This is a genomic window from Streptomyces sp. NBC_01485, from assembly GCF_036227125.1.
GTDB lineage: Bacteria > Actinomycetota > Actinomycetes > Streptomycetales > Streptomycetaceae > Streptomyces.
Window position 1 is genome coordinate 6,800,220 of the sequence record NZ_CP109435.1, and the last position, 12,089, is coordinate 6,812,308.

Consider the following 12,089-nt stretch of genomic DNA (forward strand, 5'->3'; position numbering starts at 1 on the left):
CAGGGGTCTCGGGCCGCTGCTTGTGGGCTGGCTCTGCCTGTGGCCAGAATTCACATTCCGGCAACGTGGAGCCGTACCATCACGCCATGGAAAAGGCTCCCGTTCTCACCCCACGGGTGCGCGGCACGACGGTGATCCGGGTGTACGGCCGCTGTCCGTCCGATGTCTCGCCGCCGAGGACGGGTCGGTGCCCGACCACGGGGACGCTCCCGGTAACGTCGCGATCGTCGCGCGCGCTGACCGAGACGGCGCCCCGCGCCTGAGAGCGCGGCTGAAACGCCTCTTGCGCCCCCGCGGAACATCCGTGCCCCGGCGCGCCGGACATGGTCTACGCGCCGGGTCGTACCGAGGACTACGTAGGACTACGCACCAGCTTGGTACGAGCTGTGAGGCTTCTCCGCAGATCAGCGCACCCGCCCTCGTCCGGACGCATCAGTGCCAACTGACGGGTACGTGCAAATTATTTGGGATGCCCCGGAATAGGAACACAGGGGCACTCCCGCTCGTTGTCATTACGTGAGCACGACACAGACACCACCAGTTCTCGCCGCAGAGCTGGCAGAGGCGTGGGCCGACATTCAGCGGTACCACCCCGAACTGCCGGATCTCGCCGCGCCAGAGTCCCTGATCGGGGAGTCGTCGTCCGCCTGCGGTCACGAGCTCTCCTTCGAGCGACTGCTTCACGAGGCAGTCCATGGCATCGCCGCCGCCCGAGGCGTCCGCGACACCTCCCGTGCCGGCCGCTACCACAACCGCAGATTCCTCGCGATCGCCGAGGAAATGGGCCTGGACCACCCCGAGGAACCCCACCCCAGCAGTGGCTTCTCGCTGGTCACGCTCAACCCCGAGGCCAAGCGTCGCTACCGGCCGACCATCGAGCGCCTCCAGCGGGCCCTCAAGGCCCACCTGGCGGCCACCTCCTCCGACACCACCCGCAGCTTCCGCGGCCCCGCGGCCCGGCACGGCTCCTCCGGCGGAGGCGTCCGCGTCAAGGCCGTGTGCGACTGCGGACGCAATGTGCGGGTCGTGCCGTCGGTCCTGGCCCAGGCGCCGATCGTGTGCGGGGGCTGCGGCAAGCCGTTCCGGATCCCGGAGATCGCCGGCGCGGCCTAGTCACGGCGGTCGTGCACCGGCATCTCGTGGCTGCCGGTTCAGCGTGGTGCGGGGCGCCGTCGGTCGACGGCTCCCCGCAGGCGCCGGGCGCCCCTCACGCATGCCCGGAAACCACCCGCGGCCGGAAGGGCCCCGTGCGGTGTGGCACAATGGCTAGCTGTACTCGACAGTCGCACAGGACCCCTCTCTCCTCCGGCTGACGCGTCCATCGGGCACTCGGGTACCGCAACCCCACGCGGCAATCTCGCCGTGCCCAATCACGTCAAAATCAGGAGAGTTTCACTCCCGTGGCAGTCAAGATCAAGCTGAAGCGTCTGGGCAAGATCCGTGCGCCTCACTACCGCATCGTCATCGCCGACTCCCGCACCCGTCGTGACGGCCGTGCGATCGAGGAGATCGGCAAGTACCAGCCGACGTACCACCCGTCGATCATCGAGGTCGACGCCGACCGTGTGGCGTACTGGCTGGGTGTCGGCGCGCAGCCGACCGAGCCGGTTCTCGCCATTCTGAAGAAGACCGGCGACTGGCAGAAGTTCAAGGGCGAGCCCGCCCCGGCGCCGCTGCTCGTCGCCGAGCCGAAGAAGGCCCGCCCGCTGTTCGAGGCCCTCGGTGGCGACGACTCGGGCAAGGGTGAGGCCATCACCCAGAAGAAGAAGGCTGAGAAGAAGGACGAGGCTGCGGCTGAGTCCTCTGAGCCGACCGAGGCCTGAGCAGCATGCTCGAAGAGGCGCTTGAGCACCTCGTGAAGGGCATCGTCGACAACCCCGACGATGTGCAGGTCGCCTCGCGCGACCTGCGCCGCGGTCGCGTGCTCGAGGTCCGGGTCCACCCGGACGACCTCGGCAAGGTGATCGGCCGCAACGGCCGCACCGCACGCGCTCTGCGCACCGTCGTGGGCGCCATCGGCGGCCGGGGCGTCCGCGTCGACCTCGTCGACGTGGACCACGTCCGCTGACGCGTTTCGCAGCACCGGCTCGGGCCGGGGAGGGCCACTGGGCCGTCCCCGGCCCGTAGTCGTTACGACAGGAGATCCAGAGAAGTGCAGTTGGTTGTCGCTCGCATCGGCCGCGCCCATGGCATCAAGGGCGAGGTCACCGTCGAGGTCCGTACGGACGAGCCGGAACTCCGGCTCGGCCCCGGTGCCGTGCTGGCCACCGATCCGGCCGCCACCGGCCCGCTCACCATCGAGACCGGCCGCGTCCATAGCGGCCGCCTCCTGCTGCGCTTCGAGGGCGTACGCGACCGCACCGCCGCCGAGGCCCTGCGCAACACCCTCCTGATCGCCGACGTCGATCCGGAGGAGCTGCCGGAGGACGAGGACGAGTACTACGACCACCAGCTGATGGACCTGGACGTGGTCACCAAGGACGGCGCCGAGGTCGGCCGGATCACCGAGATCTCGCACCTGCCCTCCCAGGACCTGTTCATCGTCGAGCGGCCCGACGGCACCGAGGTGATGATCCCGTTCGTCGAGGCGATCGTCGTCGAGATCGACCTCGAGGAGCAGCGGGCCGTCATCGACCCGCCGCCGGGACTGATCGACGACCAGGCGGAGGTCGCCTCCGAACGGGACGCGGCCGAAGGCGAGGGCACGGCGTGATGCGCCTCGACGTCGTCACGATCTTCCCCGAGTACCTCGACCCGCTGAACGTCTCCCTCGTCGGCAAGGCACGCGCGCGTGGCCGGCTGGACGTGCGGGTGCACGACCTTCGGGAGTGGACGTACGACCGGCACAACACGGTCGACGACACCCCGTACGGCGGCGGACCCGGCATGGTCATGAAGACCGACCCCTGGGGCGATGCCCTCGACTCCGTCCTCGCCGACGGCTACGAGCGGGGCGCGCACGCCCCCGCGATCGTCGTGCCGACGCCCAGCGGCCGCCCCTTCACCCAGGAGCTGGCCGTCGAGCTCTCCGAGCGCCCCTGGCTGATCTTCACGCCGGCCCGCTACGAGGGCATCGACCGGCGTGTCATCGACGAGTACGCCACCCGGATCCCCGTCTACGAGGTCTCCATCGGCGACTACGTCCTGGCCGGCGGCGAGGCCGCCGTCCTGGTCGTCACCGAGGCCGTGGCGCGGCTGCTGCCCGGGGTGCTCGGCAACGCCGAGTCCCACCGCGACGACTCCTTCGCCCCCGGCGCCATGGCCAACCTCCTGGAGGGCCCCGTCTACACCAAGCCGCCCGCCTGGCGCGACCGGGAGATCCCCGAGGTGCTGCTGAGCGGCCACCACGGGAAGATCGCCCGCTGGCGGCGCGACGAGGCGCTGCGCCGCACGACGGCCAACCGGCCCGACCTGATCGCGCGCTGCGAGCCCAGGACCTTCGACAAGAAGGACCGCGAGATGCTCTCCATCCTGGGCTGGGCGCCCGACCCGGAGGGTGAGCCGTACGGCCGATTTTGGCGCAGGACCGAGGGCATGGAAGAATAGGTCGCTGTTGTGCGCCGTCCGGTGTGCGCCCCTGCCGCAGGGGGACACGACGCCCGCCTCGACGGGCACACGGCACTCAATCCCCGAACTTCTAGTTCCGTTGATGACCTGTGGCATCAGCGAAGAAAGCAGACGAAATGTCTCACCTGCTCGACTCCGTCGACGCCGCGTCGCTGCGCACCGACGTCCCGGCCTTCCGCCCGGGCGACACCGTCAACGTCCACGTGCGCGTCATCGAGGGCAACCGCTCCCGTGTGCAGCAGTTCAAGGGCGTTGTGATCCGCCGCCAGGGCTCCGGTGTCCGCGAGACCTTCTCGGTCCGCAAGGTCTCCTTCTCCGTCGGCGTCGAGCGCACCTTCCCGGTGCACACCCCGATCGTCGAGAAGATCGAGCTCGTCACCCGCGGTGACGTGCGTCGCGCGAAGCTGTACTACCTCCGTGAGCTGCGCGGCAAGGCCGCGAAGATCAAGGAGAAGCGCGACAACTGAGCGCCCTGAGGGGTTCATGACGGGGCCGGATAACATCTGGCCCCGATGGACACCGAAGCTCAGCAGCCGACGGAGCGCGACCGCTCCTCCAGCCCTTCCGTTTCCGCGGACGCCTCCCAGGAGGCCCCGGACACCGAAGGACCGGAGGGACGGTCGCGTTTCGCGTTGGCGGGGCGCTTCACCCAGTGGCTCCCGGGCGGCCGGATCAGCCTCTCCCTGCTGGTCTGCCTGCTGTTCTTGCTGCTCCTGAACGCCTTCGTGGCGCAACCGTTCCAGATTCCCAGCGGATCCATGGAGAACGGATTGAGGATCGGCGACCGGGTTCTCGTAAATAAGTTGGCGTACCGTTTCGGTGCCGAGCCGCGGCGCGGCGACGTCATTGTGTTCGACGGCACCGGGTACTTCGGGAACTCCGACTACATCAAGCGCGTAGTGGGTGTAGGGGGAGATCACGTGGTCTGCTGCGACAAGGAGGGGAGGATCCAGGTGAACGGGCGGTCGGTCGACGAGTCGACGTTCCTGTATCCCGGTGACGGTCCGTCCACGGTGGACTTCGACGTGGTCGTGCCCCCGGGCACCCTCTTCGTCCTCGGTGACCACCGCAGTCACTCCAGCGACTCCCGGGACCACCTGGGCTCACCGGGCGGCGGCATGATCCCCGTCGACGACGTGATCGGCCGCGCCGACTGGATCGTCTGGCCCTCTGCGCATCTCACCGGCCTGACCCGCCCGAGCGCCTACGCGCGCGTGCCCGGCGCGGAGGGGGTCCATGGGTAACCGCGGCAAACCGCGCGGCGTTCCCGACTCCGCCGCGGAGCAGCTTCTGCCCACCGGCGTCCGGCGCACGGCCGGCTCGTCGTCCGGCGCCGGCCGTTCGCGCGCGGAGCGGCGCAAGCTGCAGCGCAAGGTCAAGCGCAAGCGCAGGCGCTCGGCCGTCCGGGAGATACCGCTCCTGGTCGGTGTCGCCGTGCTGATAGCGCTGGTCCTGAAGACGTTCCTGGTGCAGGCCTTCGTGATCCCGTCCGGGTCCATGGAGCAGACGATCCGGATCGGCGACCGGGTCCTGGTCGACAAGTTCACCCCGTGGTTCGGCTCCAAGCCCACGCGGGGGGACGTCGTCGTCTTCAAGGACCCCGGCGGCTGGCTCGCCGACGAGCAGACCGGCACCAAGAAGGAGGACCCGGTCGTCGTCAAGCAGGTCAAGGAAGGGCTCACCTTCATCGGTCTGCTGCCGTCGGACAACGAGAAGGACCTCATCAAGCGGGTGGTCGGGGTCGGCGGTGACCGTGTCGTGTGTTGTGACACACAGGGGCGGGTGACCGTCAACGGGGCCCCCCTCGAAGAGGGGGCCTATCTGTACCCCGGCAACGAGCCCTCCAGCACGGCGTTCGACATCACCGTCCCGCAGGGGCGGCTGTGGGTGATGGGCGACCACCGGGCCAACTCCGCGGACTCCAGGGCCCATCAGAACACCGACTACGGGGGCACCGTCTCGGAGAGCGAGGTGGTGGGCCGGGCCATGGTCATCGCCTGGCCGGTGGGGCACGTGGTCCGTCTCAAGGAACCGCAAACTTTCTCTTCCGTGACCGGCTCGACCGCCACGGCGACCGCGTCCGCCCGGCAGTCGCATAGGGTTGCACCCGGCGATCCGAACGGATCGATTCGACAACTCCCGAGCCCTGCGGAACTCCCGCTCGTTATGGGAGTGGTGGGTCTGCGTCGTATGTGGGGCAGGCAGCGGCACGGAGTAAGGAGTTGGCGTGGGGGATGTGGCGGTTGGCGCACGGTCCGGGCACGACGGCGAGGATCACCGCGGGCGGTCCGTGGAAGCAGCCGACCCGGCCGCGGACGGCGCCGTGACCTCAGGGAATGACCCGGTGGCAGGCGGCGAGGGTCCGCCGGCGGACGAGCCGCCCCGTTCCGGTGGTGAGGGTTCGGGCGGCGACTCGACCCCGAAGGCGAAGAAGCCGCGCTCCTTCTGGAAGGAGCTGCCGATCCTGATCGGCATCGCGCTCGTCCTCGCGTTGCTGATCAAGACGTTCCTGGTGCAGGCGTTCTCCATTCCGTCGGCCTCCATGGAGAACACGCTCAAGGTGGGCGACCGGGTCCTCGTCGACAAACTGACCCCGTGGTTCGGCTCCGAGCCGGAGCGCGGCGAGGTCATCGTCTTCCACGACCCCGCCGACTGGCTGGCCGGCGAGAACACCGCCGATCCGAACGCCTTCCAGACCTTCCTCAGCTGGATCGGCCTGATGCCGTCCGCGGAGGAGAAGGACCTGATCAAGCGGGTCGTCGGCGTCGGCGGCGACACCGTCTCCTGCAAGGGCACCGGCCCGCTCACGGTCAACGGCAAGGCGCTCAACGAGCCGTACGTGTACCCCGGCAACACCCCGTGCAGCCAGGACGACCAGGGCGGCCAGTTCACGGTGAAGGTCCCCAAGGGCTCCGTCTGGGTCATGGGCGACCACCGCCAGAACTCGCGCGACTCGCGCTACAACCAGTCGGACAAGAACCACGGCATGGTGCCCGTCAACCAGGTCGTCGGGCGCGCCATCGTCAAGGCGTGGCCGCTCAACCACTGGGGCACGCTGCCCGTGCCGGACACCTTCGACCAGACCGGCCTGGGCAACCAGTCCTCGGCATCCGCGGCCCTGACGGTCGCCCCGCAGGGCCTCGCCCTCGCCGGGGTCGTGCCGGTGGTCCTGTGGCGCCGTCGGCGCACCGAGGACTCCGAGGTCCGCTGACCTTCCGGCCTTCACTCGGCAAACCCTTTCCCAAGCTTGTGACCACGCTCGGGCACATGATCGGCGAAGACGGCCGAAGCCCGGGCAAGTCCGGGGAAGAGGGGCTGACCCGGTTCGGTACCGCCGGGTAGGGTGCGGACCCATGGGTGGCGAGAGCACGACGCGTACGGCCCCGCACAGTGGCGGTGGCACCAGCAGTGGCCCGGTGGGCAGCCGGACCGGACAGCGACTGTCCGGCCTGGCCGTCGCACTGGGCCTCGTGCTGTTCCTCGGCGGGTTCGCCTGGGGGGCCCTCATCTACCGGCCGTACACCGTGCCCACCAGCTCCATGAGTCCGACGATCGGCTCCGGCGACCGGGTGCTGGCGCAGCGGATCGACGGCGGCGAGGTGCGCCGCGGGGACGTCGTCGTCTTCAGCGACAAGACGTGGGTGAGCAACGCGCTCGTCGTCAAGCGGGTGGTCGCGGTCGGCGGCGACACCGTCTCCTGCTGCACCGACGGCAAGCTGACCGTCAACGGCAAGCAGATCGCAGAACCGTATCTGCCCGCGGGCAGCCTGGCCGAGATCAAGAACTTCCCGACCGTGAAGGTCCCCGAGGGCAGGCTCTTCCTGCTCGGCGACGAGCGGCAGGGCTCCCTGGACTCCACCGCCCACCTCACGGACGCGGCCCAGGGAACCGTCGCGCGCAGCGCCGTCACGGCCCGCGTCGACGCCGTCGTCTATCCCATGAACGGCATGCTGAAACGCCCCACGGGCTTCGAGGCGCTCGGCGCCCTCTCCGAGCCGGGTCCGCTGCGGACGATCGGCTGGCTGATCGTCGCCGGTGTCGTGCTGATCCTCGGCGGCGCCGCGTACGGCCCGGTCGCCAAGCGGACGTCCGGCCGTCGTACCCGCCCCCAGCCGGAGCCGGCCGGTGTCGGCTGAGCCGGCGGACGGGCCGGCGGGCGGGAGCGTCGACTCGTACGAGGGCGGGCTGCGCAAGGTCGCCCGGGTCGTCCTCCTCGACCCGCAGGACCGCATCCTGCTGCTGCACGGCCACGAGCCGGACGACCCGGCCGACGACTGGTGGTTCACGCCGGGCGGCGGGGTGGAGGGCGACGAGACCCGTGCGCAGGCCGCGCTGCGGGAACTCGCCGAGGAGACCGGCATCACCGAGGTCGAACTCGGGCCGGTGCTGTGGCGGCGGACGTGCTCCTTCCCGTTCGCGGGCCGCCGCTGGGACCAGGACGAGTGGTACTACCTGGCCCGTACCACCGTGACCGCGACCCGGGCCACGGCCTTGACCGAGCTGGAGCGGCGCACTGTCGCCGGAGCGCGTTGGTGGACGTGTCGGGAACTGACCCAGGCACATGAGACGGTGTATCCGACCAGACTCGCCGAGCTGCTGCGCACGCTGCTCGACGAAGGTCCCCCGGCAGGACCCGTAACCCTTGACACGGAAATCGTCTAGAGGCGCACGGGACTGGCGCACAATGGGTGGATCGCACGGCTGAAGGGGAACATGCCATGAGCGCCGAGGACCTCGAGAAGTACGAGACCGAGATGGAGCTGAAGCTCTACCGGGAGTACCGCGATGTCGTCGGTCTGTTCAAATACGTGATCGAGACCGAGCGGCGCTTCTACCTCACCAACGACTACGAGATGCAGGTGCACTCGGTCCAGGGAGAGGTGTTCTTCGAGGTGTCGATGGCCGATGCCTGGGTGTGGGACATGTACCGGCCGGCCCGGTTCGTGAAGCAGGTGCGGGTGCTCACGTTCAAGGACGTGAACATCGAGGAGCTGAACAAGAGCGATCTGGAGCTTCCGGGGAGCTGAGGCCCGTAGCCGTGCGCTCGTGCGGGTGACGGAGTTTTCCACAGCCGCCGAGTTCTCCACCAAGATCCTTTTCGTGGCGGCGGATGCGTGAACGTGGGTGCCGGAGGTGGTGCCCGCATGAGCACGAACACGAACCCGAACACGGATCTGGCCCGAGGCGCACTCGGCAGGTACGGCGAGGAGCTGGCCGCACGACGGCTGGCCGAGGCCGGGATGACGGTCCTGGAGCGCAACTGGCGCTGTGGCAGGACCGGTGAGATCGACATCGTCGCGAGGGACGGCGACGTCCTGGTCGTCTGCGAGGTGAAGACCCGCAGGGGCGGCGGATTCCAGCACCCGATGGCGGCGGTGACACCGGAGAAGGCCGAACGTCTGCGCGGCCTCGCCGGGCGGTGGATCCAGGCGCACGGGGGAGCCCCGCCGGGCGGTGTCCGCATCGACCTGATCGGTGTCGTCCTGCCCCGCCGCGGCGCGGCCGTCGTCGAGCACGCGCGGGGGGTGGCCTGAGATGGGGTTCGCGCGTACGTGCTCGGTGGCGCTGGTGGGCGTCGAGGGGGTCGTCGTCGAGGTGCAGGCCGACCTCGAACCGGGCGTGGCGGCCTTCACGCTGGTGGGGCTGCCGGACAAGAGCCTGAGCGAGAGCCGGGACCGGGTGCGGGCGGCGGTGGTGAACTCGGGCGGCGAGTGGCCGCAGAAGAAACTCACCGTGGGACTCAGCCCGGCCTCGGTGCCGAAGAGTGGAAGCGGCTTCGATCTGGCCATCGCCAGCGCCGTGCTCGGCGCGGCCGAACGGATCGACCCACGGGTGCTCGCCGACATCGTGATGATCGGGGAACTGGGCCTGGACGGGCGGGTGCGCCCGGTCCGGGGCATCCTCCCCGCGGTGCTGGCCGCCGCCGAGGCCGGATACGAACAGGTGGTCGTGCCCGAGTGCGCCGCGGCCGAGGCGTCGCTCGTGCCGGGCATCTCCGTGCTCGGGGTGCGCAGCCTGCGGCAGCTGATCGCCGTCCTCGCCGACGAGCCCGTCCCCGAGGAGGAGCCGGACGAGGCGGGCCGCCCGGATCCGCTCCTGGCCGGCCTGCGGATGCCCGGCACCGGCGCGGCCACCGGCATGCACAGCATGGGCGCCGCCCAGCAGGACCAGGGGCACGACCTCGCGGACGTGGTCGGGCAGAGCGCGGCGCGGACCGCGGTGGAGGTCGCCGCGGCGGGCGGACACCACCTGTTCCTGGAGGGACCGCCCGGCGCGGGCAAGACGATGCTCGCGGAGCGGCTTCCGGCCGTGCTGCCCCGGCTGAGCCGGGAGGAGTCGCTCGAGGTCACGGCCGTCCACTCGGTGGCCGGGCTGCTGCCACCCGGCAAGCCCCTCATCGACGTGCCCCCGTACTGCGCCCCGCACCACTCGGCCACCATGCAGTCGCTGGTCGGGGGCGGGGCGGGGTTCGCCCGACCCGGAGCCGTCTCGCTGGCCCATCGGGGCGTGCTCTTCCTCGACGAGACCCCCGAGTTCGGCAGCCACGCCCTCGACGCCCTGCGGCAGCCGCTGGAAGCGGGGCACGTGGTGATCGCGCGCAGTGCGGGGGTGGTGCGGTTCCCGGCGCGGTTCCTGATGGTGCTGGCGGCCAACCCGTGCCCCTGCGGCCGGTTCTCGCAGCGGGACGCCGCCTGCGAGTGTCCGACCTCGGTGGTCCGCCGCTATCAGGCGCGGCTCTCCGGCCCGCTGCTCGACCGGGTCGACCTGCGGGTCGTGGTCGATCCGGTCGGCCGGGCCGAGCTGGCGCACCGCGGTCCCGGGGGCGACTCCACGGCGACCGTCGCCGACCGGGTCCGGGACGCCCGGGAACGCGCGGCGGCCCGGCTGGCGGGCACCGGGTGGCGGACCAACAGCGAGATCCCCGGCCGTGAGCTGCGCAACCGCTGGCATGCCGCGATCGGCGCCATGGACGAGGCGGAGCGGAACCTCGAGCGAGGGATGCTGACCGCCCGGGGGCTCGATCGGGTGCTGCGCGTCGCCTGGACCGTCGCCGACCTGGCCGGTCACGACCGGCCCGACGTCAGGGACGTGACCCTGGCCCTGCAACTGCGCACGGGGGTGCCGCACGGGGTGCCGATGGCCATCGGGGCCCGGACGTGAACGGCGGCGGCGACCCGGCCGACGAGCGGCTCGCCCGGGTCTTTCTCGGGCGGGTCATCGAGCCCGGCGACGAGGTGGGCGGGTATTGGGTGCGGGAGCGGGGCGTCCTGGAGGTGGTGCGGCGGTTGCGGGGTGACGGCGAGATGTTGCCCGGGGTGACCGCGCGGCGGTGGGCCGGGTTGCGGGCGCGCGCCGGGCGGGCCGAGCCGGAACGGGACCTGGCCGTCGCGGAGGAGGCCGGGGTGCGGTTCGTGTGCCCGGGGGACACCGAGTGGCCGGGCCCGCTGGACGAGCTCGGGGACGCCCGGCCGCTGGGACTCTGGGTGCGGGGGCGGCCCAGTCTGCGGATGTGGGCGCTGCGGTCGGTCGCGGTCGTCGGCGCCCGCGCCTGCACCCAGTACGGCGCCCACATGGCCACCACGCTCGCCTGCGGCCTCGCCGAACGCGGGTGGGTGGTCGTCTCCGGCGGGGCCTACGGCATCGACGGGGCCGCCCACCGGGGCGCCCTCGGCACGGGCGGCGCCACCGTCGCCGTCCTCGCCTGCGGAGTCGACCAGCCCTACCCGCGAGGCCACACCCAGTTGATCAACCGGATCGCGGAACAGGGCCTGGTGGTCGGGGAGTTGCCGCCCGGCGACCATCCGACGCCGAGCCGGTTCATCCTGCGGAACCGGGTGATCGCCGCCCTCACCCGGGGCACGGTCGTCGTCGAGGCGGCGTACCGCAGCGGCTCGCTGGTCACCGCGCGGGCGGCGCAGCGGTTGGGGCGGCACACGATGGGGGTGCCGGGGCCGGCGACCAGTGGCCTCTCCGCAGGCGTGCACGAGCTGCTGCGGGGCGAAGCCGTGCTGGTCACCGACGCCGCGGAGGTCGTCGAACTGGTCGGTGACATGGGCGAGCTGGCCCCGGACCGGCGCGGGCCGGTGCTGCCGCGCGACCTGCTGGAGCCGGCCGCCCGGCGCGTCCTGGCCGCGCTCCCCGCCCGCAGACCCGCGGCGGTCGACGAGATCGCCCGCGAGGCCCGCACCACACCGGACGACGCGATCGCGAGACTGTACGAACTCAGAGCGCTCGGCTACGTCGAACGACACGGCGACGGCTGGAAGTTGACACGCCAGGCGATGGTCTCCGTTCGAGAAGGCCGGCGCCCGTGTTGACCCAGGGTGTTCGGCCGTCCGGGGGAACGCCGAAAGCCTTGGGAATCCCGGCAGTTGACCCATCCCGGTGATCACCCACAGCGACTGGTGTGACCCTGGAGTGCGTCCAGCGGAACGTATCTGCGTACCCGCCCCGCCACGCCCTTCGCGCACCGCGACACTCCAGTCACGCTACGCTCACGAGGATTCCGGCACAGACCGGCA

The 12,089-nt window shown here is 71.0% G+C and carries 15 protein-coding genes; all 15 read left to right on the forward strand.

Annotated elements, in window-relative coordinates; all coding sequences use genetic code 11:
- Positions 1–516 precede the first annotated feature (516 nt).
- The gene (locus OG352_RS30880) at positions 517–1,113 is read left to right on the forward strand and encodes a hypothetical protein (protein WP_327318127.1); all 597 of its coding nucleotides are present in this window, start codon (positions 517–519) and stop codon (positions 1,111–1,113) included.
- A gap of 287 nt (positions 1,114–1,400) precedes the next feature.
- Complete coding sequence (rpsP, locus tag OG352_RS30885) at positions 1,401–1,823, forward strand: 30S ribosomal protein S16 (protein ID WP_329221446.1); 423 nt, start codon at positions 1,401–1,403, stop codon at positions 1,821–1,823.
- Positions 1,824–1,828: 5 nt separating this feature from the next.
- Positions 1,829–2,068, forward strand: a complete 240-nt coding sequence (locus tag OG352_RS30890; RefSeq protein ID WP_005479813.1) for an RNA-binding protein — start codon at positions 1,829–1,831, stop codon at positions 2,066–2,068.
- 84 nt (positions 2,069–2,152) lie between these two features.
- Complete coding sequence (rimM, locus tag OG352_RS30895) at positions 2,153–2,713, forward strand: ribosome maturation factor RimM (RefSeq protein ID WP_329221447.1); 561 nt, start codon at positions 2,153–2,155, stop codon at positions 2,711–2,713.
- Positions 2,713–3,546, forward strand: coding sequence for a tRNA (guanosine(37)-N1)-methyltransferase TrmD (gene trmD / locus OG352_RS30900; protein WP_329224027.1), 834 nt, complete (start codon positions 2,713–2,715; stop codon positions 3,544–3,546). Before rimM ends, trmD begins: the two co-directional genes overlap by 1 nt.
- Before the next feature lie 137 nt (positions 3,547–3,683).
- A complete protein-coding gene (gene rplS / locus OG352_RS30905) occupies positions 3,684–4,034 on the forward strand; it encodes a 50S ribosomal protein L19 (RefSeq protein ID WP_329221449.1) in 351 nt (116 codons plus the stop codon).
- Positions 4,035–4,079: 45 nt separating this feature from the next.
- Positions 4,080–4,811 carry a signal peptidase I gene (gene lepB, locus OG352_RS30910; RefSeq protein WP_329221451.1) on the forward strand — a complete coding sequence of 244 codons (732 nt, stop codon included), beginning with the start codon at positions 4,080–4,082 and terminating at the stop codon, positions 4,809–4,811.
- On the forward strand, positions 4,804–5,907 hold the full coding sequence (gene lepB, locus OG352_RS30915) for a signal peptidase I (protein ID WP_329221452.1): 1,104 nt from the start codon (positions 4,804–4,806) through the stop codon (positions 5,905–5,907). The genes lepB (OG352_RS30910) and lepB (OG352_RS30915) overlap by 8 nt, the downstream gene beginning before the upstream one ends.
- Positions 5,795–6,778 (forward strand): signal peptidase I, encoded by a 984-nt coding sequence (gene lepB, locus OG352_RS30920; protein WP_329221453.1) that lies wholly within the window; start codon positions 5,795–5,797, stop codon positions 6,776–6,778. Before lepB (OG352_RS30915) ends, lepB (OG352_RS30920) begins: the two co-directional genes overlap by 113 nt.
- A gap of 142 nt (positions 6,779–6,920) precedes the next feature.
- Positions 6,921–7,703 (forward strand): signal peptidase I, encoded by a 783-nt coding sequence (gene lepB, locus OG352_RS30925; protein ID WP_329221455.1) that lies wholly within the window; start codon positions 6,921–6,923, stop codon positions 7,701–7,703.
- Positions 7,693–8,229 carry an NUDIX hydrolase gene (locus OG352_RS30930; RefSeq protein WP_329221456.1) on the forward strand — a complete coding sequence of 179 codons (537 nt, stop codon included), beginning with the start codon at positions 7,693–7,695 and terminating at the stop codon, positions 8,227–8,229. Before lepB (OG352_RS30925) ends, OG352_RS30930 begins: the two co-directional genes overlap by 11 nt.
- A gap of 56 nt (positions 8,230–8,285) precedes the next feature.
- Positions 8,286–8,594 carry a DUF2469 domain-containing protein gene (locus OG352_RS30935; protein WP_005311352.1) on the forward strand — a complete coding sequence of 103 codons (309 nt, stop codon included), beginning with the start codon at positions 8,286–8,288 and terminating at the stop codon, positions 8,592–8,594.
- 117 nt (positions 8,595–8,711) lie between these two features.
- Positions 8,712–9,101 carry a YraN family protein gene (locus tag OG352_RS30940; protein ID WP_329221457.1) on the forward strand — a complete coding sequence of 130 codons (390 nt, stop codon included), beginning with the start codon at positions 8,712–8,714 and terminating at the stop codon, positions 9,099–9,101.
- Position 9,102: 1 nt separating this feature from the next.
- Positions 9,103–10,728, forward strand: coding sequence for a YifB family Mg chelatase-like AAA ATPase (locus OG352_RS30945; RefSeq protein WP_329221459.1), 1,626 nt, complete (start codon positions 9,103–9,105; stop codon positions 10,726–10,728).
- The gene (gene dprA / locus OG352_RS30950) at positions 10,725–11,885 is read left to right on the forward strand and encodes a DNA-processing protein DprA (RefSeq protein ID WP_329221460.1); all 1,161 of its coding nucleotides are present in this window, start codon (positions 10,725–10,727) and stop codon (positions 11,883–11,885) included. Before OG352_RS30945 ends, dprA begins: the two co-directional genes overlap by 4 nt.
- Positions 11,886–12,089: the final 204 nt, after the last annotated feature.